Consider the following 22,980-nt stretch of genomic DNA (forward strand, 5'->3'; position numbering starts at 1 on the left):
AACGAGGGCGACCCCGAAGAACATACTTCGACAACAGCACACGACACGGACCTTCCCGGCCAGACACCGGGGCAGGTCCGTGTCGTGTTTTCGACGTGTCCGTGATCCGGGGCCACCGGGGGTTTTCCGGGAGGGCGCCCTGTGGCCCCGGGGCGCGTCCCGGCCGGTTTCCGTACCTGTGGACAACTCACGTACAGCCCGATGCATAAAGTAGGGTAAATATGCGCATATGCGACCTGCGGTGATGGAAACAGACCTACGTTCACCTGCTGTTCGGCGGACGGGCGCGAAGTTGTCCACGCACGGTTTCCATACAGTCCACAGCGCCATAGCTCGTTGACCTGCGTAAATGATGGTCACCTTACCTTGCGGGAGGGAGTTGTCCACAGGTTGTCCACAATGCGACCTGCACCATTGCCAGCTATGCACCCCGTGTCCACAAGTTGTCCACAACGGCTTGTGGATAACTCTGTGGAGAGCTGGAGCACAGTGCACTTCCCCCGCGCTTGGACCACCCCCTCGGACGCGTCTACAGTGGGCTCATGAGTGCACAGGAGAACATGGGGACCGACGTGCCGGGGGGAAGCTCCGGGGAGAACTTCGCGACGACTTTCGGGGACACCCCGCTGCCGCCCGAGCCGTCGGCCTGGGACGAGGGGCCCGGCGACAGCTTCGGGGGCGGTGGCGGGAGTACTGCCGGCCGGTCCGGCGGGAACTTCCGGGGCAAGGGGAAGGGGCGCGGCCGTGGCAACGGCAACGCCGACTTCTCCGGTCTCGGTGAGCCGATGAGGCAGATGCCTCAGAACGTGGAGGCCGAGCAGGGCGTCCTCGGCGGCATGATGCTGAGCAAGGACGCCATCGCCGATGTCGTCGAGCGTCTCAAGCCGGAGGACTTCTACCGTCCGGCCCACCGCACCATCTACGAGACCATACTCGAGCTCTACGGCGAGGGTATGGAGGTCGACCCGGTCATCCTCGGTGGCCGGCTCGACAACAACGGTCTCATTGACGAGGTCGGTGGGTTGCCGTACCTCCACGAGCTGTCAAGTAAGGTGCCGACGTCCGCCAACGCGGGCTATTACGCCGACCTGGTCGCTGAGAAGGCGGTGCTGCGTCGTCTGGTGGGGGCGGGCACCCGCATCGTCCAGTACGGCTACTCGGGCCTGGAGGGCGCGGAGCTGGAGAGCGTGGTGGACCGCGCCCAGCAGGAGATGTTCAACATCACCAACGAGTCCGCCAGCGAGGACTACATGGTCCTGGCGGACCTGCTGGAGTCCACCATGGACGAGCTCGACGACCTGGCGTCCGGTGCCGGCGGTGAGGGTGGCGTGATGTCGGGGTTCCATGACCTCGACGAGATGACCAACGGTTTCCGCGGTGGTCAGATGATCATCGTCGCGGCGCGTCCCGGTGTCGGTAAGTCGACGTTGGCGCTGGACTTCATGCGCTCGGTCTCGGTCCAGCAGAACAAGGCCTCGGTGCTGTTCTCCCTCGAGATGAGCAAGTCCGAGGTGATGATGCGTGTCTTCTCGGCGGAGGCGGCGGTGCCGCTGTCGGCGATGCGCGGTGGCAAGATGGATGACGGGCAGTGGGACAAGCTCACCCGTCGCGTCACCCAGATCGAGAATGCGCCGATCTTCATCGACGACTCACCGAACCTCACGATGACCGAGATCCGGGCGAAGGCCCGTCGCCTGGCACAGAAGCACAACCTGGGCCTCATCGTGGTCGACTACCTGCAGCTGATGAGCTCGGGTAAGAAGGTCGAGTCGCGTCAGCAGGAGGTGTCGGAGTTCTCCCGTCAGCTCAAGCTGCTGGCCAAGGAGGTCGACGTGCCGCTGGTGGCGATCTCGCAGCTCAACCGTGGTGTGGAGGCTCGTGGTGACGACGCGCTGCCGCGCGTGTCCGACCTGCGTGAGTCCGGTTCGCTGGAGCAGGACGCCGACATCGTCATCCTCATCAACCGTCCTGACTCACAGAACCGTGACCATGAGCGGGCCGGTGAGGCGGATCTGATCCTGGCGAAGCACCGTGGTGGTCCGATCGGCACGGTGCGGGTGGCCCACCAGCTGCACTACTCGCGCTTCTCGGAGCTGTCGCCGGGGGCGTGAGCCGGGGGAGTCACTTCTCGCCGAGGCACTCCGGGGGGATCTCGAACTGGGTGAGGAGATCGCCCAGGATTGCGGAGAGTTCCGTGGCCTGGGCGGGGGAGAGGCGGTCGATGAACAGCTCCCGGACGGTCTTCACGTGGCCGGGAGCGGCCTCGGCGATGACTTCGAGACCGGTCGGGGTGAGGACGATGAAGGCGCCGCGACGGTCGTCGCCACACGCCTCCCGGTCGACCAGCTCACGGTTGCGCATGCGGGTGATCTGGTGGGAGAGACGGGAGCGGTCCCACTGCAGCCGGTCGGCGAGTGCGGCGATGCGCATCCGGTGACCGGGGGCTTCGGAGAGGTTGACGAGCACCTCGTAGTCCGCCATGGAGATCCCGCTGTCACGCTGCATCTGACGCGCCAGACTGGCCTGGATCCGGGTACCTGCCAGCAGCCACCGACGCCAGAGCTGCTGCTCCTCATCGGAGAGCCAGCGGGGTTCCTGGGGGTCCTGGTCATCAGTGCGGGTCATGTCCACCATTCAATCACATCGGACTGATGGTTGACACGTCAACTACATGGGTCTACACTGGTCCCCATCACCGCGGGAGACCGTGGGACGTCACAGAACATCACAGAAAGCCAACCGAAAGGTTCACACCATGAGCTCCGTCAACGACTACGCCGGCACCTTCACCATCGACCCCGCCCACTCCGAGATCGGCTTCACCGCCCGCCACGCGATGGTCACCAAGGTCCGCGGCTCCTTCATCGACTTCACCGGCACCGCCACCACCGGCGAGAACCTCTCCGACGCCACCATCTCCATCGAAATCGAGGCCGGCTCCATCGACACCCGCAACGCCGACCGCGACGGTCACGTGAAGTCCGCCGACTTCTTCGACATCGAGAACTTCCCGAAGATCACCTTCACCTCCACCTCCGTCGCTGCCAAGGGCGACGACGAGCTCGAGATCACCGGTGACCTGACCATCAAGGACGTCACGAAGTCCGTCACCGTCGACTTCGAGTTCGACGGTGAGGTCGTGGATCCGTGGGGCAACACCCGCGTCGGCTTCGAGGGTTCCACCGAGATCAACCGCTCCGACTTCGGCCTGACCTGGAACGCCCCGCTGAAGACCGACGGCGTCCTCGTCTCCGAGAAGATCAAGCTGAACTTCGACATCTCCGCCACGAAGAACGCCTAGTCGGCAGAGTCAACCGGCCAGCTGCGTCCCGGCCCACAGGCCGAGACCCGCGAGCAGAACCGTCACCACCAGTACGCCCACCCCGTTGAGCGCCGCCGCCCGGTGACGGTTCTGCCGTATCAGGTTCACGGTCTCCACCGTCGCCGTGGAGAAGGTCGTGTAGCCGCCGAGGAATCCGGTTCCGACGACAGACTGCCAGTCCTCCGGCAGAGCACCGGCGGTGACCAGCCCGGTGAGCAGGCCCAGGAGCAGTGAACCGGTGGCGTTGATGAGGAACGTCGCCCACGGCAGGCCGGCGACGTCGCTGTCGGTGAATCGGTGGGCGAGCCGTGCCTTGACCACTCCGTCGAGGACGAAGCGGGATCCGGCACCGGCACCACCGGCGACGCAGAGGACGCAGAAGAGCAGGGCAGTCATCAGGCGTCCTCCTCCCCGGTCAGTTCGACCCGCGGGGTGACGCGTACCGCCGCAGCTGTCCGAATGCCCGCCGCCGCAGCGAGAACGCCCAGAACCACCGAGACCAGCGCGTACCCCAGTCCAGCAACCGGCAGACCGTCCGAGGTGAGGGACGCGGCGTCCGTCGCCAGGGCGCTGTAGGTGGTGAACCCGCCGAGCATGCCGGTGCCGACGAACAGACGGAGGGCGCGGCGTCCTCCCGTGTCCGGACCGAGCCGGGGGAGCAGATCGAGCAGGAACCCCAGGAGGAACGCGCCGCTGATGTTGATTGCGCCGATGACCCAGGGCACGTCGTCGTAGGGGAACGCGAGAACGAGCCCTTCGCGCGCGGCGACGCCGACCATGCCGCCGAGGACGACGATGAGGATGAAGCCGGGCCGCAGATGGTGCTGACGGGGCTGTTCTGGCACAGGGTTCTCCTACCTTCGGGCACGCCGGAGGGACACCGGACGTGCGGTCGGTAGGGACTGTTGTCGTGGTACCTCCCGGACGGGAGGTGGCGAGGTTGGGTACGGCGAGCCCCACCGCCGTGGCACCGGTCCGCGTCACCGCGTCCCGGGAACCTGAAGTACTGCCGGTCAGACTACACCGACGACTGGAGAGGCGCAGCTACAGCGCGGTGTAACCGCCGTCGATGAGGTGGTACGGGCCCGAGGGCGACGGCCTCGCCGATACCGATACCGGGCCCACCACCGGGTCGGACCCGGACAGGGGGTGGGTGCGGTCAGCTGCGGTCAGCGGGGTTTCTTGGCGGTGATCCAGACGTCGATCTCGGCGGTGACCGGCTCCACGCCGGCGTCGTCGAGTATCTGGAAGGTGATGGTGTGCAGTTCACCGCCGGACTCGCGGGTGATGGCGGAGAAGTCGACGTCGTCGAGGGTCGCGGTGATGGTCAGTCCACCTGTGGACTTCGCCGGGTAGTCGGCGCGCATACCGCGGGGAATCCAGCGGTGGGTGTTCGGCACGGTCGCCTCGCAGACCAGGCCCATCGCGGCCTCGGCACCGTTGAGGGCGGCGATGACGTGGAAGGTGCCGATGTGGTTCTGCACGCCCCACCACTTGCCGAGGCGCAGCACGGCACGACCGGGCTCGACCTCGCGGACACGCGGGGCGACGGTGCGGAAGTAGGGGGCCTTGAGGGCGTAACCCAGGGGAGAACAGGCCGCGCTGCGGGGCGGAGCCGTTGAACTTCTTCCAGAGTTTCAGCAGGGGAGGTGTGGAGTCGCTCATGTGCGGTCAGCCTAGTGGGTGGGGCCGTACTCCGCCGACGTTCGGTGGAAAGTGCCGGTACGGTGGGCGGGAGTACCCGTACCCCGCCTGCGGAATAGGGCGCCGGACCCGCGCGTTGCACGACCTGAACAGCTTTTCCCGAAAGGACCAGACATGAGCACCCAGACGATCACCAACGACAATTTCAAGGACACCATCGACAAGGAGGGCATCGTCCTCCTCGACTTCTGGGCCGAGTGGTGTGGTCCCTGCAAGCGCTTCAGCCCGGTCTACGAGCAGGTCTCCGAGGAGTACCCGGACCACGTCTTCGGCAAGATCGACACCGAGGCCAACCAGGAGCTCGCCGCCGGTCTGCAGATCCAGTCCATCCCGACCCTCATGGCCTTCCGCGACGGCATCCTCGTCTACCGCGACGCCGGTGCCCTGCCCCCCAAGGCGCTCAAGGACCTGATCACGCAGGTCGAGGGCCTGGACATGGACGAGGTCCGCCAGAAGGTCGCTGAGCAGCAGTCCCAGGAGGGCTGATCTCCCGGCCGGAATGACCGGTCGGTCCCGGTGGCTGCCGGTGATCGTCGCTGACGCGACGTGCAGGAAGTGTTTATGCTGGACAGCACTGACCTTACCACCGACCACCGGGAGTCACCATGGCGAATCCTTTTTCCAAGGGCTGGAAGTACCTCATGCAGTCTCTGGACATGAAGATCGACGAGAACGCCGATCCGAAGGTCCAGATCCAGCAGGCGACCGAGGCCGCGAAGAAGCAGCACCGGCAGATCACCGAGTCCGCCGCGAAGGTCATCGGCAACCGGAACCAGCTCGAGATGCAGCTCAACCGGCTGGCGAAGGACCGCGAGTCGCTGGAGGCCAATACACGTACCGCCATCCAGCAGGCGGACGCCGCCACCGCCTCAGGAGATCAGGCGAAGGCCAACGATCTGGCGTCCACCGCGGAGATCTTCGCCACCCAGCTGGTCACTGTCGAGCAGCAGATCGAGCAGACCAAGCAGCTCCACGCGCAGGCCAGTCAGGCCGCCGAGCAGGCACAGCAGCAGCAGGCGCAGTCCGCCGCGAAGCTGGAGGAGCAGCTCTCCCAGATCGACCAGCTGCGCGCCCAGGTCGACCAGGCGAAGATGCAGGAGGCCTCCAACCAGGCGATGGAGTCCATGCAGGGCATCCAGGCCGATGATTCTGTGCCGACCCTCGACGGGGTGCGCGCGAAGATCGAGGCCCGCTATGCCAATGCCCTCGGTGCCCAGGAGCTCACCGAGAGCAGTGTCTCCGGCCGGATGGCGGAGATCGAGCAGTCCGGTAGGGACATGGCCGCGGCCAACCGACTCGAGCAGATCCGTGCATCGATGGGCGGCGGGGAGCAGGCGGCCGTGGAGTCTGCGTCGGGCGGGTCCGGCGGGGACGCAGCGATCGAGGCGGGGGTGGGGGCCGCTGACGCGGACGCGGCGGACGCGGAGGCTACCGAGGACGCCGCGGCGTCCTCCCCGGAGAACCCCTTCGGTCGCTCCTGAGACAGGCACCTCCGACACGGCTGCCGGGGTGGCCGACATCACCCGGACGAGCACAGGTAAACGCATGTTCACCTGTGCTTTTGTCTGTCTTTGCATCTCAGGTGCAAGTTTGCATCCGGTGAAAACCGGTGTATGCTGGCTCCTCGTCGCTGCCCCTCCGACCGGTCCGGAGCGGGCACTGAAGACAGTCACCGGTGACTTCCTCCCGCACTGTCCACACTGAAGAGCCGCAGTTCACGGCCCCAGACCGAGCAACGAAAGCGTGACCCTCCCGGACCATGTCTGAACCCCAGAATCCCACCGCGGCGGTAGCATCCGTCCCGGAGAAACCTGCCCGCCCCGGCTTCCTCATCGGCATCATCGTCGCCGCGGCGTTCGTGATGATCCTCAATGAGACGACCCTCTCGAACGCCCTGCCTGATCTCATGATCGAGTTCAACGTCGGCGCAGACACCGCACAGTGGCTGACCACCGCGTTCATGCTGACCATGGCCGTCATCATCCCGATGACCGGCTACCTCATGGCCCGTATCTCGAGCCGCGTGCTGTTCATCACGGCCCTGTCCCTCTTTGTCGTCGGCAGCGTCATCGCGACCTTCGCCCCGGAGTTCTGGGTGCTGCTCATCGCCCGCATCGTGCAGGCCGCCGGTACCGCGATCATCATGCCGATGCTGATGACCTCGATCATGGTCCTCATCCCGGTCGAGAAGCGTGGCGCCATGATGGGCGTCGTCGCCATCGTCATGGCCGTCGGCCCGGCGGTCGGACCGACCTACGCCGGTGTCGTCCTGGAGATCGCGTCCTGGCGCTGGATCTTCGGCACCATGATCATCCTCGGTGCCCTGGCGCTCGCCTTCGGTGGTGCCCAGATGCGCGCTCTGACCCCGACCAGCCGACCCCCGTTCGACGTCTACTCCGCAGTGCTCTCCGCGCTCGGTTTCGCCTCGACGATCTACGGCCTGTCCAAGCTCTCTGAGCTCGCCGACGGTTTCCCGACCCAGTCCGCGATCTTCCTGGTCATCGGCGTCCTCATCCTCACCCTGTTCTTCCGTCGCCAGTCTGCGCTGCTCAAGGCGCAGGAGGCCGGCGAGGACGTTGCCCCGCTGATGAACATCTCCCCGCTGAAGTCCCGCGAGTACAACCTGTCGGTCGCGATCCTGCTCGTCGGTTTCTGCGCCCTCTTCGGCTTCATCATCCTCATGCCGATCTTCGGCCAGCAGGTCCTCGGCCTGTCGGCCCTGCAGACCGGTCTGGTCACCCTGCCTGGCGGCATCCTCCAGGGCATCATGGCGCCGTTCATCGGCCGTGCCTACGACGCCAAGGGCACCCGCCCGCTGATCATCCCCGGTGCCGCCCTGCTGGCCGTCGCGATGGGTCTGATGGTCTTCGTCAACGAGGACACCTCGATCTGGTACCTCATCCTCGACGGTGTGGTGCTCAACGCCGGTATGGCGATGATGATGACCCCGCTGATGTCCAACGCGCTGAGTTCCATCAACGTGAAGCTGTCCTCGCACGGTTCCTCGATCCTCAACACCCTGCAGCAGCTGGCCGGTGCCGCCGGTACCGCCCTGTTCGTGGCGATCATGGGCATCGGTGCGTCCCACTCCAACGCCACCACGCCGGAGGGTCTCCCGGATCCGCTGGGCTTCGTCACCGACGGTGTGAAGATCGCCTTCTGGTTCGGTGTGGCGCTGGCCGTCATCGCCCTCGTCATGACGGTGATCTTCAGGATCGACGCCAAGCGTGAGCCGGTCGAGGTCATCAACTCCGATGACGACGCCGAGGTCACGGCCTAGCGGCAGTGAGCTCCGACGAGGCGCAGGACCAGTTCCGTGACCTCGTCGATCAGGGGGGTGGCGTCCTTCGCGTCCCGGCCGTCGCCGGAGACGGGGACAGTGGGGGGAGAGATACCCGAGGAGGGACTCGATGACGGTGCCGGTGACGGCCCGCGCCGAGGTCGTGGGGTTCTGGGCGGGGAGTTCACCGGAGCCGACACCGTCGGCGATGATGCCGACGATCAGTGCGTGGTACTGACGCCGGCAGGTCAGCCGTTCCTGGTTCACCCGCGCGCCCACCGGCTCGAACAGCAGCGCCTCGGCGGTGTGCCGGCCGTGCAGGGCACGGGTGGCGAAGGTACCGACCAGGGCGGTGAGCCGTTCGATGGCAGAGGGGCCGTGGGTCCGGGAGGCGTGGTCGACGGCGGCGAGTTCCGTGGCCGCGAGCCGTTGGAACATCTCGGCGAGCAGATCCTCGTGACTGCCGAACTGCCGTTCCACAGCACCCGACGCCATGCCGGTGAGCTCGGCGATGTTGCGTGTCGTCACGGCCACGAATCCGCCGTCGGCGATGAGGGAGGACGCCGCGTCGAGGATGTCGGTCCGGGAATCTCGGTCCGGGTGGTGGACGCGGGAGGAGTGCCGGGCGGTCCGGGAGGTGGACAGGGAGACTGCCGGGCGGGTCGTGGTGAAGGGGGCGGGGTCGCTCGGGGAGTGGCCGTGGGCCAGCGAGTTGCTGACGGTGGTGTTGGTCGCGTTGCCGGTGGTGGTGGGGCGGGTGAGTGAAGCGGTCATGATGGTCGAACCTTCCGTGGTGGGGGTGTGTTGTCCGGTGACAGTCCGTCGGCGGAGGCGCCGTGAAACTATGTTGTAGCGCACACTACAGGTTTGGATGTGGAAGGGTAGCCAAAACAACGTACTTCTGCCGAAACTTTTCCCCTACGGAGCCCGTCCGGGTTCCCCTGCCACCCCTGCCGCCCCTGCCATGTCGGCATCACGCAACGTCAGGCTGGTTTTCACGCCCCCTGGGCAACCTCAGACTGCGTGATGCCGACACACCCCGATCTACGCGCGGTCGACGAGGGCGGTCAGATCCACGCCCGCCGGCAGCGTCCCGTACTCCATCCCGCGCGTCAACGGGTCCACCCGGCCGGCGAGGAACGCGGAGGCCACCGGGGCGGGCGCATGGGTCAGCAGGGTCTGGGCCTGCAACGTCAGGGCCAGGGACTCGATGAGTCGCCGGGCCAGCCCCGGAGCATCGGCCGGCGAGGAGGCGGCGTCCTTCAGGAGTGTGGTCATGCGGTCGAACTGGGCGTCGTACCGCTCGTCGACGCCCACTGACCGGGACATCTCCGCCACGAAGGCCTCGCCGGCCTCCGGCTGACGGGCCAGCGCGCGCAGCACATCCAGGGCGATGACATTGCCCGAGCCCTCCCACACCGCATTCACCGGGGCCTCGCGCAGCCGCCGTGCCAGGGGGAACAGCTCCGTATAGCCGTTGCCGCCGAGGCACTCCAGCGACTCATAGGCATGGTGGGTGCCCCGCTTGCAGACCCAGTACTTCGCCACGGCCGTGGCCAGACGTCGGAAGTCCTCGAGGTCGTCATCGTCGTGGGCGGCGGCCAGACGCATCGCCGTCCACGTCGCCGCCTCGCTCTCCACCTGCAGGTCGGCGATGACATTCGCCATCGCCGGCTGGTCGATGAGCGTGGCCCCGAACGCCGCCCGGTGCCGGGCGTGCCACGCCGCCTCCGCCACACCCTGGCGCATCCCCGCCGCTGAGCCGAAGATGCAGTCCAGGCGGGTGCGGTTGACCATCTCGATGATCGTGGGTACGCCGCGTCCTTCCTCGCCGACAAGCCACCCGACGGTGCCGTCGAGCTCGATCTCGGAGGAGGAGTTCGACCGGTTGCCGAGCTTGTCCTTCAGGCGCTGGATGAAGAACGGGTTGCGCTCCCCGCCAGGCAGGATCCGGGGCACGAGGAAGCAGGACAGTGCCTGGCCAGCGTTACCGGAGCCGCTGGCGGCTCCGGTCCGGGCGAGGACGAGGAAGGCGTCCGACTGCGGGGCGGAGCAGAACCACTTGTGGCCGGTCAGGGACCATGTCCCGTCGGCGTTCGGTGTTGCGCGGGTGGTGTTCGCCCGCACATCGGAGCCGCCCTGCTTCTCCGTCATGGCCATGCCGAAGATCGCCGAGGACTTCGTCGCCGGGTCGCGCAGCTCGGGGTCATATGAGGTGGAGAGCAGCTTCGGCTCCCAGAACTCCGCGATCTCCGGCGACTTCCGCAGTGCCGGGACCACCGCATGGGTCATCGACACCGGGCAGCCGTGGCCGGCCTCAACCTGGCTGACCAGCATGAATCCAGCGGCACGTTCCACATTCGCACCGGGTCCGGGGTTCGCCCAGGCCGAGGTGTGCAGCCCCTGGCTCACCGAGAACCCCATGATGCGGTGGTAGGCGGGATGGAACTCCACCTCGTCGACCCGGTTGCCCCACCGGTCGTGGGAGGTGTGCACCGGCGTGATCCGGTTCGCCAGGTCCGCGTCATGCTGGTAGGACGCCGTCCCGACCTCCGCGCCGATGAGGCCGAGACGGTAGGTGTCGGCGTCCGGGGCGAAGGTGTCGACCGCCTCGACGAGGGCGGGGTCGCAGGTGAACTCGTTGATGTCGACCCGCGGTGCGGACTGGTTGAAGACGGTGTGCGTTCCGGTGTGTGCGGTTGTGGTCATGATGCTCCCAGGGCTCGAAGGCAGAAGGTGGTCACGGAACTGATGAGTTCCTCGGGCGTGTCGGGGCGGCTGCTGAGCCGGCCCATCAGCGCCTCGGCATTGGCGCCGATGACGGCGCGTGCGGAGGTGGCGGCGTCCTGTGCGGGGATTTCCCCGGCCGAGATCCCGGCGGCGATGACGCCTACGAGAAGCTCGTGGTAGCGGCGGCGGAAGATGAGCCGTTCGCCTTCGACCAGGGCGTTCACCGGCTCGAAGAGCAGGGCCTCGGCGGTGCGGGGGCCGGTCAGGGCGCGCCGGGAGAAGGTCGTGAGCAGGGCGGTTATCCGGTCGCTGACCCGCTCGTCGGCGGACTGGACGGCGTGCTCCACGGCGCGGTACTCCCGGTCGGCGAGGCTGCGGAAGATCTCGGCGAGGAGTTCCTCGCGGTTGCCGAAGTAGCGGTAGACGGTGCCGGTGGCGATGCCGGAGGTGTCGGCGATGGCACGGACGGTGGCGGCACCGAATCCGCCGGTGGCGACGAGGACCGTGGCGGCATCGAGGATGTCGGCACGGCGTCTCTCGGCGCGGGCCCGGGTGTTGTCGGTGGGGCGGTAGGGCATGGAGTCCTCCGGTTGTCGGCTTCCGTGATCTTCCACAAAAGTGTGAACTGTGGTTCACTGTGGTTCAGGTTACATTACCGAACGAAAGAGAGCTGCACGATGAATCTCGTAGATGTCCTCGACGCCAGTGTGCGACGCAACCCCGACCATGCCGTCGTCGAGTGGGACGGGGGACGCATGACCTACCGGGAGCTCCGGGACGCCGCCGACCGAGCGGCGTCTGTCTTCGCCGCGCGCGGCGTCCTGCCCGGGGACCGGGTCATGGTGATGACGCTCAACGACCCCGGATTCCTCGTCGCCATGTACGGCATCTGGCGGTGCGGGGGCGTCCTTGTCCCGGTCAACCACAAGATGACCCCGCCGGAGATCGAGCAGGTCGCGACACACTCCCGCGCCGTCACCGGGGTCGTCAGCGACCGGTTGGCGGATACCGCGGCCCAGGGAGCACCGGGCATCGACTGGCTCACCACCGGTCGGGAACCGGGCACCTTCGAGGACGCCGTCTCTGCTGCTGAGCCGTACACCGGCGGTCTCGTCGACGAGACCGACTACGCCCAGGTGCTCTACACCTCCGGTTCCACCGGGTCACCCAAGGGATGCGTCCTTACCCACCGGGCGGTCAGCGCGATCGCACCGAACATGGTCTCCAACATGCCCTTCGCCGCCGATGAGCGGATGCTCGTGTGCATGCCCGTGTGGCACGCCTCCCCGTTGAACAACTGGGTGCTGACCACCGTCTTCATCGGCGGGACCGTGGTGCTCATGCGCGAGTACGACCCCGCGCAGTTCCTGGGGACGCTCGAGGAGAAGAGGATCACCGCGGTGTTCGGGGCGCCGGTCGCGTTCATCGCCCCGGTGCAGCTGGCGAAGGCGGGTGCGGAGCAGGGTGTGCGGCAGCCGGCGTCCTACGACCTCTCGGCGATGCGGATGCTCATCTACGGGGCGGCACCGCTGGGTGAGGAGATGGCGCGGATGCTCATCGACGCCTACGGCACGGAGAACTTCTACCAGGTCTACGGCATGACCGAGACCGGGCCGGCGGGATCGCTGCTGAAGCCCGCCGACCAGGTTCGCAAGGCCGGATCCATCGGCCGCGGGATGCTCGGTGTGGACCTCAAGGTCGTCGCCGACGACGGTGCCGAGGTCACCGCGGACGGCGAGGGGGAGATCTGGATGCGGTGTGACTCGATGATGAGCGTCTACCTCTCCGACCCTTCGGCCACGGCGGAGGCCTTCATCGACGGCTGGTACCGCACCGGGGACGTCGGACGGGTGGACGCCGAGGGCTACATCTACATCGCCGACCGCAAGAAGGACGTCATCATCACCGGCGGGGAGAACGTGTACTCCACCGAGGTAGAGGAGGCGATCCGGGACATGCCGGAGGTCCGTGATGTCGCCGTGGTCGGACGCGTCCACCCGGAGTGGGGTGAGACGGTGGTGGCCGTGGTCGTCACCGATGAAGGGCAGCTGCTCAGTGTGGACGAGGTGCGGGCGCACCTCGCCGGGAAGCTGGCGAAGTACAAGATCCCCCGTGAAGTCGTCGTGGCCCGTGGCCTGCCGCGTAACCCCTCGGGCAAGCTGCTCAAGCATGTCATCCGGGCTGAGGTGAATGCGTAGGGGCGCTGTCGGGTGGGTGATGTCGGTCGGGCAATGTCGGCATTACGCAGCGTGAGGTTGTTTTCAGCACCCTGCCAACGACCTCAGACTGCGTGCTGCCGACATCGTGCGGAGAAGCTACACCGTTGCGACCTCGGGGAGCAGCAGCTTCTCCCACAGGTCCTCGTTGCCGCGACGGTAGAGGCCCATGTGTCCGATCTTCTCCCGGCCGACCTCCGACGGTGCGAAGCGCTTCGGGGTGAGCTCGGCCCCGGTGTAGAAACTCTCCAGGTGGGCACTCGCCTTTGCCGACATCGTGGCGTCATCGGTGAAGGTCAGGGCGGTGACGGGCATGGTCACCGCGGCGTAGGTCGCGCGGTGCTCCGGGAGGACTCCGAACAGGTAGTCCGGGTTCCGGCACCAGCTCGCCCACTGCGTCATCACGGGGCCGGGGATGTCGCCGAGCAGCCTGATCTTCTTGCCGGGGTAGTATCCGAGCACCTTGACCAGCGCCGGAGCGACCGCCCACCACAGCAGCGGGGCGATGGCCTTGTCCGGGTAGTCCGCATTCCTCCACCAGCCGGTTCCGCCACAGCTGATGACGGCGCGGGTGATCTTCGAGTGGTCGGTGAAGGGCAGGAGCTGGCAGCCGAGGCTGTGACCGATCCAGGTCAGCGGGACGCCACCGAAGTTCTCCGCCAGATCCTCGTGGACATGGTCGACGACGGTGGCGGCGTCCGCGGCCCAGGTGAGGATGTCGGCGTCGACGTCCTTGAGCGGGGTGCGGGCCGAGGCGCCGTAGCCCTGGTAGTCGAAGGTGTACGTCACGATGCCCCGGTCAGCGAGCCAGGTGGCGAAGGCCGTGTAGTAGCTCGCCTTCGTCGCCATCGCCGGGGAGATGAGGGCGGCTCCCCGGGGCTCCCCGTCCGGGGCGAATCGTGTGACGGCGATCGGCTCGCCGTTGCCGGCGGTGAGGGTGACGGTGTCTTTACTGGTCATGGGTGCTCCTGGTCGGTAGGGGTGTCGGTAGGGGTGAGGTCGCCGGTGTTCAGCCGGACGAGCATGAGGGTGACGGCGTCCGCGTCGGCCTCGTTGAAGGACGCCCCGAGGGCTGCCTTCTCCAGGGCGAGGCCGAGGACGGCGGCCCAGAAGCCGCGGGTGATCTCACCTGGCGAGGCCCGGACCGTCCAGCCGGTGCGGGTGAAGGTGTCCACCATCGCGCGTTCGCCTGCCTCATGGAGGGCGGCGTGGGTGGTGACGATGACCTGCTGCAGTTCGGGGACGCGCCGGGCGGCGAGCATGGCCTCGGCGTACATGGTCAACGTCTGCGCGCCCGGGCCTAGCAGGTAGGTGACCAGGTCGCGGGCGTGGGCCTCCGGGGTGGCGGAGCAGCGGGTGCGTTGCTCGGCGAGACGGGCGGTGCGCAGGACTGCGTGGGAGGCCGCGTGGATGAACAGGGGTTCCTTGCCGCCGAAGTGGTAGGTCACCTGGTTCGGGTAGGCACCGGCGGCCCGGGCGATCTCCGCGACGGAGACGTTGTCGTAGCCCCGGTCGCGGAAGAGTGTGACGGCAGCGGTCAGCAGTGCGGTGCGGGCCTCACCGTTCTTGTATGGCATACAAGAAATATAGCGTGGTCCGCGCGATGGCGCAGGAGAATCTGGTGACCGGGGTCGGGTCCCGCCAGACAGGTCTTCCTGTCCCGACGGAGACGAAGAGCCGACCATCCTCAATAGTCTGCATTTCTGACAATATGAATCATCAACTGTGGGGAAGACCACAGGGTGTGGTCACGCCCCAAGGTCACAGGCGGTGGCGTCCGCTCTCTTGACGACGCCCCGGGCGCGCAGTCCATGTGGGACGCTCCGGTAGAGCGTAGGAGTGCTCAGGGAAACCGCTGAGGTAGCTCGGGGAGGTCATCGGCGGCGCCTCCGGCGGCGGGCTGACCCGGGGGAGCAGGTCGATCGGCTCGGGGTCCGGGGCGGTGTAGGTGTAGGTCGGGGTCGGCTCCGGGGTCGGCTCCGGGGTCGGTCGCGCGGGCTGTGGTGCCGGTGATGTACCGGGACGCCAACGGGCGACGGCCTCCTCCAGGGGGCCGTAGCGGAAGTCCTCGTTGGCCACCTTGAGTGCGACCCACAGGTCGGAGAGGCACTGGCGACGATCGGACTCGGGCAGTGCGTCCACCCAGGGGACGACCTGGGATGCCGCGCCGGCGAAGTCGGTCGAGGTGTCGCGGGCGGCGAGGAAGCGGAGGGTGAGGGACATGCCGTTGATATCTGCGACTGGTTCGGGCGTGGGTTCTGGAGTGGCCGCTACGGGGGTGGGGTCCGGGGGCGATTCTGCCCGTGGCGTCCACACCGGTTCCGGGGTCGAGCTCCATGCGGGCCCGGGTTCCGGCACCGGTGCCGGCTCGGCTTCCGGTCGGGGAGTGTGGAATGCCTCGCTGCTCCAGGAGGGGGCGACGGCGGGCCCGGAGACTGTCTCGGGCGCGGGTGCCGGGTCCGGCTCGATGGTCAGAGTGACCGTGACCCTGTGGTGGTCGATCGCGGGTTGGTGCAGGTTGAGATGGGTGCGGACCCTGGTTGCGGCGTCGTCGAGGACAGGGACGAAGAGAACGTCCCCGTTGTTGAGCGCGAGATCCCAGCCACCTTGCTTCTTGCGCGCAGTCACTGAGACGCCGTAAGTAACTGGTGCCATCAGAATATGATTTTAGTGGTGGGCGGGGGTGGTTACCGGCTGATCGCGTCTTTCACGGCCTGCAGCTGGACCTTGCCGAGGCCGCGCAGCGTGCGGTTGGCGGCGAGCTTGAGGGCGTCCTGCCGTTGTTCGAGGGTCAGTTCAGGGAGCGGCACAGGCTCTTCTCCTCGCGGGGTGGTCCGTTAGCAAATCGTTACTTGATTCGACACTACACGTGAAAGAGCTGGTCAAACGGGATTCCGGAGACGTTTGAACAACTTTTCATCCGTGAGAAGGACGTGCGGCAGGGTGCTTCCGGCGGAGACTCCCTACAGTGCCGCTTCGATGGCGTCGATGACCGCCGGGTCATCCGGGGTGGTCTGCGGGCGGAAGCGGTTGAGGACGCGGCCGTCGGCGGAGATGAGGAACTTCTCGAAGTTCCACTGGATGTCGCCGGCCTCGCCCTCGGCGTCCTGCGTGGTGGTGAGGGCCTGGTAGAGCGGGTCGCGGTCGTCGCCGTTGACGTCGGTCTTGGCGAGCAGGGGGAAGGTGACGCCGTAGGTGGTGGAGCAGAACGTCTGGATCTCCTCGGCGCTGCCGGGTTCCTGGCCGGCGAACTGGTTGCAGGGGACGCCGAGGACGGTGAGGCCGGTGCCGTCGGTGGTGCTGTAGGTCTTCTGGAGCTGCTCGAGGGCGGTGTACTGCGGGGTGAGCCCGCACTTGGACGCGACGTTGACGATGAGCAGCGGGCCGTCGAAATCATGGAGGTCGAGCGGGTCGCCGTCGAGAGTCGTGGCGGGGATGGACTTGATGTCGGTGGTGTCTGTGTTGGTGGGGTTGTTGGTGGTCATGGTCGCGAGGGTAGTCCCGGTGGGTAGAGAGTTCAGGGGGTATCGCCGTCACCTGCCGCGCGTACGCTCGGCGGCACGACGTCTGACCACCACCGCGTCCCGACCACCACGGCGTCCTGATCTGCAGGGCCTGACGGGACCGTACGCGAACGGAGACCACCGATGAGCGATCTCGAACTCAACCCGCTGTTCGCCCGCACCGACGAGGCGACCAGTTTCCCGCGTCACCGCATCCCGGAGGCCGGCAGCCTGCCGGAGACCGCCTACCAGCTCATCCATGACGAGGCGATGCTCGACGGCAACGCCCGGATGAACCTCGCCACCTTCGTCGGCACGTGGATGGACGACCACGCGAACCGGCTGTACAGCGAGGCCTTCGACAAGAACATGATCGACAAGGACGAGTACCCCGCCACCGCGGAGATCGAGGACCGCTGCTGGCGGATGATCGCCCGGCTGTGGAACGCGCCCGATCCGGACCACACCATGGGCACCTCCACCGTCGGGTCCTCGGAGGCGTGCATGTTCGGTGGCCTGGCGCTGAAGCGGCGGTGGCAGCACAGGCGTCGGGCGGCGGGGGAGTCCACCGAGACGCCGAACATCGTGCTCTCCTCGGCGGTGCAGGTGTGCTGGGAGAAGTTCTGCAACTACTTCGACGTAGAGCCCCGCTACGTCCCCGTGACCGAGGAGCACCGCGTCCTCGACGGTCATGACCTGGACAGCTACGTCGACGAGAACACCATCGGCGTGGTCGCGATCATGGGCGTGACCTACACCGGCATGTACGAGCCGGTGGCAGCGATCGCCGCCGCCCTCGACGAGATCGAGGACCGACGTGGCCTGGACATCCGGATCCACGTGGACGCGGCGTCCGGTGGGATGATCGCCCCGTTCCTGCAGCCCGACCTGGAGTGGGACTTCCGGCTGCCGCGGGTGGCCTCGATCAACACCTCCGGGCACAAGTACGGGCTGGTCTACCCGGGGCTGGGTTGGATCGTGTGGCGCACGCAGGAGGATCTGCCGGAGGACCTGGTCTTCCGCGTCAGCTACCTCGGTGGGGACATGCCGACGCTGGCCCTGAACTTCTCCCGGCCGGGCGCGCAGGTGCTGCTGCAGTACTACCTGTTCCTGCAGCTGGGGATGGACGGCTACCGGCGGGTACAGGGCACGACGATGGACGTGGCCCGGTACCTCGCGGGCGAGATCGGGAAGATGCCGGACTTCGAGCTGTGGAGTGAGGGCCTCGACATCCCCGTCTTCGCGTGGCGGCTGGCGGGGGAGGATGCCGGCCGGACGGCGGGCCGAGCGGCGGGCCGGGCGGACGCGGTGGGCGGCGCGCGCCAGGAGCGGAAGTGGACGCTCTACGACCTCTCTGACCGCCTGCGGATGCACGGCTGGCAGGTGCCGGCGTACCCCATGCCGGATGATCTCAGTGATGTGACGGTGCAGCGCATCGTGGTGCGCAACGGGATGAGCCACGACCTGGCGACGCTGTTCGTCCGGGACCTGCGCACCTGCGTGCGCTACCTCGACGGGCTGGACGCGCCGCTGCCGGCTTCTGCCGACGGTGGGCAGGGCACGGGGTTCCATCACTGAGGGTGAAGACCAGCGATCGTGATGACCCCCGGCACCCTCCTCGAGGAGCTTGGCTCGCTACCTCATCAGAAGTTCACTGGAGCCGTCGTTCACCGCACCGGGACAGTAGGCAGCCTCGATGTCGACTACCAGTTCGGCGGCATCGTCAGCGAGTGACTGCGGCATGGAAACCACTGACCCCTCCATGGTCGGAATATCCGTCCCTTTCCACTTGGCGATCTGCTTCGCGGCGGTGATGACGGCGAGCTTCCCTTTCTCCTTGGCGGCAAGTTTCGAGGACATGCAGACACCGGCCGCGACGCCGAAGAGGTCGTCATCGCTGGCATACAGACGGAGCACCGGGTCCACGGAACCGAGGAACATCGCATCCGTCTCCTCGGTGTAGTTGATGGAATCCACCACCGACGGGGCGGCGGTTGTGGTGGCCGCTGGTGCTGTCGTCGCCGAGGACGCCTCATCGGTCCGGTCATTCACCGCCACCACCAGTGCAATCACCAACCCTACGATGACGACCACTGCCACTGCGACCCCGCCGATGACAACGGCGGGACTCCGGAACCACGGTGTGGCTGCTGCTTCTTCGGGGAGCGGATTCGGCAGTCCTTCATGCCCCGGCATCCCCCACCCCTCGCGCGGCAGTGGTTGCTGTGGATCCGGTCGAGCCTCCGGATCCTGCTGGTCAGGTACCTGGTCAGGCGTGCTCATCGTGTGTGGTCTCCTCATGTCAGTGCTCGTTGGCTCTCGCCAAGAGCTGTTTGTCCGGTCGCCCATCTCAGGGGCAGACAAGCGAGAAGACTACGAACTGGACGGGACAACACCCGATGGAGTTCGAACGATATGTTCGAGTTAGAGGCCCCGGTAGAAAACTCCGCGTAGCTCCGGGTTCGTGGTGCACCTTTTCCTACCGTCCTGGAATCGGAGCACCGCGGTGCCCCACGCTGTCGGCCCCTCCCGATACGATGACCTCCGTGATCACTGGTGAACTGAAGTCTGATATCGACGCCGTCTGGAACGCCTTCTGGACCGGCGGCATCTCCAACCCGTCCGAGGTGGTCGAGCAGATCACTTACCTGCTGTTCATCCGGCGCCTGGATGATCTTGAGCTGGCGAAGGAGAAGAAGGCGGCATTCATCGGAGCGCCGGTGAAGAATCCTCGCTTCACCGATAAGCAGCAGGATCTCCGCTGGCACAAGTTCAAGGACCTCGACCCGGAAACGATGTACGAGGTGGTCTCGAAGGAGGTTTTCCCCTTCCTACAGAACCTCGGCAGCGCCCGTGGGGTGGATGGTGCGGAGTCCACCTACGCCACCCACATGAATGACGCACGGTTCACGATCCCCACCCCAAACCTGCTGACCAAGGTCGTCGGTCTGGTTGATGCAATCGACCTTGAAAAGCGAGACACCAACGGCGACCTCTACGAGTACCTGCTGTCGAAGCTGTCGAGTGCGGGAGTGAACGGTCAGTTCCGCACCCCGCGCCACATCATCGACATGATGGTGCAGATCATGGACCCGCACGGCAAGGACCGGATCGTGGATCCGGCGTGTGGTACCGCCGGCTTCCTCATCGGTGCCTCGGAGTACATCCGAGAGCACCACAAGGAGGATCTGCTCAACGCGGGTCTACGGGAGCACTTCCACCACGAGATGTTCCACGGCTACGACTTCGATTCCACGATGCTGCGCATCGGGAGCATGAACATGCTGATGCACGGCATCGAGGACCCGAATATCCGCTACCGCGACTCGCTGTCTCAGGGCGCCGGCGATGACGAAGGCAACTACACGCTGGTCCTCGCCAATCCGCCCTTCGCCGGCTCCCTGGACTACGAGACGACGTCCAAGGACCTGCTGGCGGTGGCGAAGACGAAGAAGACGGAGCTGCTGTTCCTGGCCCTGTTCCTGCGTCTGTTGCGCCCGGGTGGGCGCGCGGCGGTGATTGTGCCGGAAGGCGTGATCTCCAATTCCTCAAAGGCTCACAAAACGCTCCGGAAAGTGCTGGTCGACGATCACAAGCTGGATGCGGTGATCAAGCTCCCCTCGGGCGTGTTCAGACCGTACGCGGGAGTCTCGACGGCGATTCTCTGCTTCACGAAGACGGGTGTCGGCGGAACGGACGAGGTCTGGTTTTATGACGTGAAGGCGGACGGTCTCTCGCTGGACGACAAGCGCAGTCCGGTGGACGCGAATGATCTGCCGGACGTGGTCGCCCGGTGGAGCGAGAAGGACGCTTCGGAGCGGGAGCGTGCGCGCACGGAGCAGTCTTTCACGGTGCCGGTCGACGAGATCCGGGAGCAGGGTTACGACCTGTCGATCAACCGGTATAAGGAGATCGAGTTCGAGGAGGTCGAGCACCGGGATCCGTTGGAGATCCTCGCGGAGATCGAGGTGCTCAACGAGCAGATCGCCAAGGGCACGGCGGAGCTGAAGGAGATGCTGAAGTGAGCGCGCGCAAGGCTGCTACCGGGGATGGTCCGTACCCGCTGCCGGAGGGTTGGCGGTGGGTGACGCTGGGGGAGGTTGCAGAGATTGTCCGGACTGGCGTGAAGCCCGAGGATATGTCCGGTGATGAACCATATCTTGGCCTGGACTGCATTGCTGCCGGCGGCGCGATTGAGCGATGGACAACTACTGGAGCCGAGAAGGTTGCGAGCAACAAGTTTGCGTTCTCGGAGGAGCATGTCCTGATGGGTAAACTGCGGCCCTATCTTGGGAAGATTTCTCTTCCTGAAAATGGTGGACTTTGTAGTACGGACATAATCCCTATTTTGCCTCGTGAAGATCTCGACCGGCGCTTTCTCGGACACTGGTTGCGCACTGATGCGATGGTCGAAGAAGCGAACAAGGTTGCCACTGGTGCGAGCCTTCCTCGTATATCGCCCAAGGCGATAGAACGGCTTGACATCCCGCTCCCTCCGCTGGCGGAGCAGAGGAGGGTCGCTGAGATTCTCGACAGTGTCAGCCGCATTAATGAGAAGCACAATCAACGTGAAGGTGTGCTGGGCAGTTTGGTGACTTCGTCCTTCCTGAATGTCTTCGGCAATCCTTCTTTCTGGGAAAAGGGCAGGGAATTAAAGACAATCGGCGAGCTTGCTCAATCTGTCACCTACGGGAGTTCGTCGAAGTCCGGAATTGAGGGAGACCTCCCTATTCTCAGAATGGGAAATATTACCGACTCTGGTCTTATTGACATGGCTGACATGAAATATCTGAATATTCCAGAAGGCGAGATTGGCAAGTACACTGTCCGGCCTGGAGACATGCTGTTCAATAGGACCAATAGCGTGGAAAAGGTTGGTAAAGCTGCTGTAGTTAAAACTGATTCGCCATTGGCTTACGCCGGATACCTTGTGCGAGTCAGATTTGAGGATGTCAGGGTAGCTGATTTCGTTAGTGCTTATTTAAGGAGTTCTCACGGTAAAGCCACGAGGAGGAAGTTAGCCAAGGCTGCTGTGAATCAGGCGAACATTAGTGCGAAAGAGCTTAAGTCAATACCGGTACTTGTTCCCGACGACGGGCAGCTCCAGGAGTTCTCTGATCTACTCAAACAAGTTGAGGAGCGTCGGAAAAACTATTGTTTATTTTCGCAACATCTCGTTAGGCTCGCTTCTTCCCTCCAGTCCCGTGCCTTCCGAGGGGAGCTGTAGACAATGATCACATGGGACCTCTTCATGCATCCGATGCTCAGGTTGCTGGAGAACGGCGACGTGCTCAAGCTGCGTGATCTCCAGGACCGTGCGGCTGACCTGGTGCAACTGACCTCAATTGAACGCGAAGAGATGCTCCCCTCCGGGCAGTTGCGGTTCCGGAACCGTACCGGTTGGGCAGTGTCCTACCTGTTCAAGGTCGGCGCTGTCACGCGTCCCTCCCGTGGGTACTACGCGCTCACTGACCTGGGTAGGGAGTTGCTCGACGAATTTCCCGATGGGTTCAACGAGGTCGACTTCAAGAAGTTCGTCGGCGACCGAGGAATCGCACTGTTCAACAGTGATCAGCGCGGTATGAAAAGCCAGATCTCAGAAGACCCTTCTCCTGCCCAGGAGGACGACCCTGAACCCCTCGACCCTGTCGAACAGATCGAGGACGGCGTCCAACGGCTCAACGCATCCATCGCCGACGAACTGCTCACTCGCCTCCACGACAACGACCCCGCTTTCTTCGAGGAAGCCGTCCTCGAACTCCTCATCGCCATGGGCTACGGCGGAGCCGAAGGCAAAGCTACCCGCACTCAGCTTTCCAACGACGGCGGTATCGACGGCGTCATCGACCAGGACGCCCTCGGACTCAGCCGGATCTACGTCCAGGCCAAGCGCTACGCCGTGGACAGCACCGTCGGCCGGCCCGACATCCAGGCCTTCGTCGGCGCCCTGCAGGGCGCCCAGGCCAACCAAGGCGTCTTCCTCACCACCGGAAAATTCAGCAGGGGAGCAGTGCAGTACGCCGACGCGATCCAGTCCCGCGTCGTCCTCATCGACGGCGAACGCCTCGCCCGCCTGATGATCCGCTACGGCGTCGGTGTCCAGGTCGAACGCACCGTCGAGATCGTCAAGATCGACGAGGACTTCTTCGAGTAGTCACCCCAGTCAGACCAGGCCACCGGAAGGTCGAGTTCCGCTGAAGAAGTCATAGTCGGCGAACGGTACAT

Annotated in this window: 21 protein-coding genes and 2 pseudogenes; 10 read left to right on the plus strand and 13 right to left on the minus strand. The window is 65.6% G+C overall.

The features are described from left to right. The first annotated feature begins 542 nt into the window (after positions 1 to 542). Positions 543 to 2,111 (plus strand): replicative DNA helicase, encoded by a 1,569-nt coding sequence (dnaB, locus tag ACZ9GM_RS12810; protein ID WP_476038049.1) that lies wholly within the window; start codon positions 543 to 545, stop codon positions 2,109 to 2,111. Between the two features lie 10 nt (positions 2,112 to 2,121). Here dnaB and ACZ9GM_RS12815 read toward each other — a convergent pair whose 3' ends face one another. Further along, the gene (locus ACZ9GM_RS12815; protein ID WP_367273301.1) at positions 2,122 to 2,625 is read right to left on the minus strand and encodes a MarR family winged helix-turn-helix transcriptional regulator; all 504 of its coding nucleotides are present in this window, start codon (positions 2,623 to 2,625) and stop codon (positions 2,122 to 2,124) included. Positions 2,626 to 2,755: 130 nt separating this feature from the next. Between ACZ9GM_RS12815 and ACZ9GM_RS12820 the strand changes: the two genes are divergently transcribed. After that, positions 2,756 to 3,301 (plus strand): YceI family protein, encoded by a 546-nt coding sequence (locus ACZ9GM_RS12820; RefSeq protein WP_476038050.1) that lies wholly within the window; start codon positions 2,756 to 2,758, stop codon positions 3,299 to 3,301. Positions 3,302 to 3,310: 9 nt separating this feature from the next. Here the strand turns inward: ACZ9GM_RS12820 and ACZ9GM_RS12825 are convergent, their stop codons facing one another. The 3 genes and pseudogenes from ACZ9GM_RS12825 to ACZ9GM_RS12835 all read right to left on the minus strand — a co-directional run bounded on the left by ACZ9GM_RS12825 (position 3,311) and on the right by ACZ9GM_RS12835 (position 4,987). Continuing rightward, on the minus strand, positions 3,311 to 3,718 hold the full coding sequence (locus ACZ9GM_RS12825; protein ID WP_291473410.1) for a fluoride efflux transporter FluC: 408 nt from the start codon (positions 3,716 to 3,718) through the stop codon (positions 3,311 to 3,313). Continuing rightward, entirely contained in the window at positions 3,718 to 4,167 is a 450-nt protein-coding gene (locus ACZ9GM_RS12830) for a fluoride efflux transporter FluC (RefSeq protein ID WP_476038051.1), read from the minus strand. The genes ACZ9GM_RS12825 and ACZ9GM_RS12830 overlap by 1 nt, the downstream gene beginning before the upstream one ends. A 324-nt stretch (positions 4,168 to 4,491) precedes the next feature. After that, positions 4,492 to 4,987, minus strand: a pseudogene (locus tag ACZ9GM_RS12835) (hotdog fold domain-containing protein). Between the two features lie 153 nt (positions 4,988 to 5,140). On the opposite strand from ACZ9GM_RS12835, the gene trxA reads away from it, so the two are divergent. The 3 genes from trxA to ACZ9GM_RS12850 all read left to right on the plus strand — a co-directional run bounded on the left by trxA (position 5,141) and on the right by ACZ9GM_RS12850 (position 8,306). Next, positions 5,141 to 5,512: a thioredoxin gene (gene trxA / locus ACZ9GM_RS12840; protein ID WP_014011454.1), complete on the plus strand. Its 372-nt coding sequence runs from the start codon at positions 5,141 to 5,143 to the stop codon at positions 5,510 to 5,512. Positions 5,513 to 5,631: 119 nt separating this feature from the next. Further along, a complete protein-coding gene (locus ACZ9GM_RS12845; protein ID WP_291473407.1) occupies positions 5,632 to 6,507 on the plus strand; it encodes a PspA/IM30 family protein in 876 nt (291 codons plus the stop codon). A 278-nt stretch (positions 6,508 to 6,785) separates the two neighbouring features. Continuing rightward, positions 6,786 to 8,306 carry an MDR family MFS transporter gene (locus ACZ9GM_RS12850; RefSeq protein WP_476038052.1) on the plus strand — a complete coding sequence of 507 codons (1,521 nt, stop codon included), beginning with the start codon at positions 6,786 to 6,788 and terminating at the stop codon, positions 8,304 to 8,306. Positions 8,307 to 8,801: 495 nt separating this feature from the next. On the opposite strand, the pseudogene ACZ9GM_RS12855 reads toward ACZ9GM_RS12850, so the two are convergent. The 3 genes and pseudogenes from ACZ9GM_RS12855 to ACZ9GM_RS12865 all read right to left on the minus strand — a co-directional run. Further along, positions 8,802 to 9,080, minus strand: a pseudogene (locus ACZ9GM_RS12855) (hypothetical protein); the annotation flags it as partial. Between the two features lie 270 nt (positions 9,081 to 9,350). Next, a complete protein-coding gene (locus tag ACZ9GM_RS12860; RefSeq protein WP_476038053.1) occupies positions 9,351 to 11,015 on the minus strand; it encodes an acyl-CoA dehydrogenase family protein in 1,665 nt (554 codons plus the stop codon). After that, a complete protein-coding gene (locus tag ACZ9GM_RS12865) occupies positions 11,012 to 11,614 on the minus strand; it encodes a TetR/AcrR family transcriptional regulator (protein ID WP_291474189.1) in 603 nt (200 codons plus the stop codon). Before ACZ9GM_RS12865 ends, ACZ9GM_RS12860 begins: the two co-directional genes overlap by 4 nt. A gap of 99 nt (positions 11,615 to 11,713) precedes the next feature. On the opposite strand from ACZ9GM_RS12865, the gene ACZ9GM_RS12870 reads away from it, so the two are divergent. Further along, positions 11,714 to 13,234: a class I adenylate-forming enzyme family protein gene (locus ACZ9GM_RS12870; protein ID WP_476038054.1), complete on the plus strand. Its 1,521-nt coding sequence runs from the start codon at positions 11,714 to 11,716 to the stop codon at positions 13,232 to 13,234. 117 nt (positions 13,235 to 13,351) lie between these two features. Here the strand turns inward: ACZ9GM_RS12870 and ACZ9GM_RS12875 are convergent, their stop codons facing one another. The 5 genes from ACZ9GM_RS12875 to ACZ9GM_RS12895 all read right to left on the minus strand — a co-directional run bounded on the left by ACZ9GM_RS12875 (position 13,352) and on the right by ACZ9GM_RS12895 (position 16,737). Then, complete coding sequence (locus ACZ9GM_RS12875) at positions 13,352 to 14,212, minus strand: alpha/beta hydrolase family protein (RefSeq protein ID WP_476038055.1); 861 nt, start codon at positions 14,210 to 14,212, stop codon at positions 13,352 to 13,354. Continuing rightward, positions 14,209 to 14,829: a TetR/AcrR family transcriptional regulator gene (locus ACZ9GM_RS12880; protein WP_476038056.1), complete on the minus strand. Its 621-nt coding sequence runs from the start codon at positions 14,827 to 14,829 to the stop codon at positions 14,209 to 14,211. The genes ACZ9GM_RS12875 and ACZ9GM_RS12880 overlap by 4 nt, the downstream gene beginning before the upstream one ends. 184 nt (positions 14,830 to 15,013) lie before the next feature. After that, positions 15,014 to 15,907: a hypothetical protein gene (locus ACZ9GM_RS12885; protein WP_476038057.1), complete on the minus strand. Its 894-nt coding sequence runs from the start codon at positions 15,905 to 15,907 to the stop codon at positions 15,014 to 15,016. A gap of 32 nt (positions 15,908 to 15,939) precedes the next feature. Continuing rightward, a complete protein-coding gene (locus tag ACZ9GM_RS12890; protein ID WP_291474184.1) occupies positions 15,940 to 16,062 on the minus strand; it encodes a hypothetical protein in 123 nt (40 codons plus the stop codon). A gap of 153 nt (positions 16,063 to 16,215) precedes the next feature. Next, positions 16,216 to 16,737, minus strand: coding sequence for a glutathione peroxidase (locus ACZ9GM_RS12895; protein WP_476038058.1), 522 nt, complete (start codon positions 16,735 to 16,737; stop codon positions 16,216 to 16,218). 162 nt (positions 16,738 to 16,899) lie between these two features. Between ACZ9GM_RS12895 and gad the strand changes: the two genes are divergently transcribed. Further along, on the plus strand, positions 16,900 to 18,333 hold the full coding sequence (gad, locus tag ACZ9GM_RS12900) for a glutamate decarboxylase (RefSeq protein ID WP_476038059.1): 1,434 nt from the start codon (positions 16,900 to 16,902) through the stop codon (positions 18,331 to 18,333). 57 nt (positions 18,334 to 18,390) lie between these two features. On the opposite strand, the gene ACZ9GM_RS12905 is transcribed toward gad, so the two are convergent. Beyond that, a complete protein-coding gene (locus ACZ9GM_RS12905) occupies positions 18,391 to 19,038 on the minus strand; it encodes a hypothetical protein (RefSeq protein WP_476038060.1) in 648 nt (215 codons plus the stop codon). A 263-nt stretch (positions 19,039 to 19,301) separates the two neighbouring features. Here ACZ9GM_RS12905 and ACZ9GM_RS12910 point away from each other — a divergent pair, with 263 nt between their 5' ends. The 3 genes from ACZ9GM_RS12910 to ACZ9GM_RS12920 are packed head-to-tail and all read left to right on the plus strand — an operon-like array spanning position 19,302 to position 22,909. Next, complete coding sequence (locus ACZ9GM_RS12910) at positions 19,302 to 20,780, plus strand: type I restriction-modification system subunit M (protein WP_476038061.1); 1,479 nt, start codon at positions 19,302 to 19,304, stop codon at positions 20,778 to 20,780. Continuing rightward, positions 20,777 to 21,982 carry a restriction endonuclease subunit S gene (locus tag ACZ9GM_RS12915; protein ID WP_476038062.1) on the plus strand — a complete coding sequence of 402 codons (1,206 nt, stop codon included), beginning with the start codon at positions 20,777 to 20,779 and terminating at the stop codon, positions 21,980 to 21,982. Before ACZ9GM_RS12910 ends, ACZ9GM_RS12915 begins: the two co-directional genes overlap by 4 nt. 3 nt (positions 21,983 to 21,985) lie before the next feature. After that, on the plus strand, positions 21,986 to 22,909 hold the full coding sequence (locus ACZ9GM_RS12920) for a restriction endonuclease (protein ID WP_476038063.1): 924 nt from the start codon (positions 21,986 to 21,988) through the stop codon (positions 22,907 to 22,909). The last annotated feature ends 71 nt before the right edge of the window (positions 22,910 to 22,980 follow it).

It is taken from the genome of Corynebacterium sp. UD i78 (assembly GCF_056280545.1).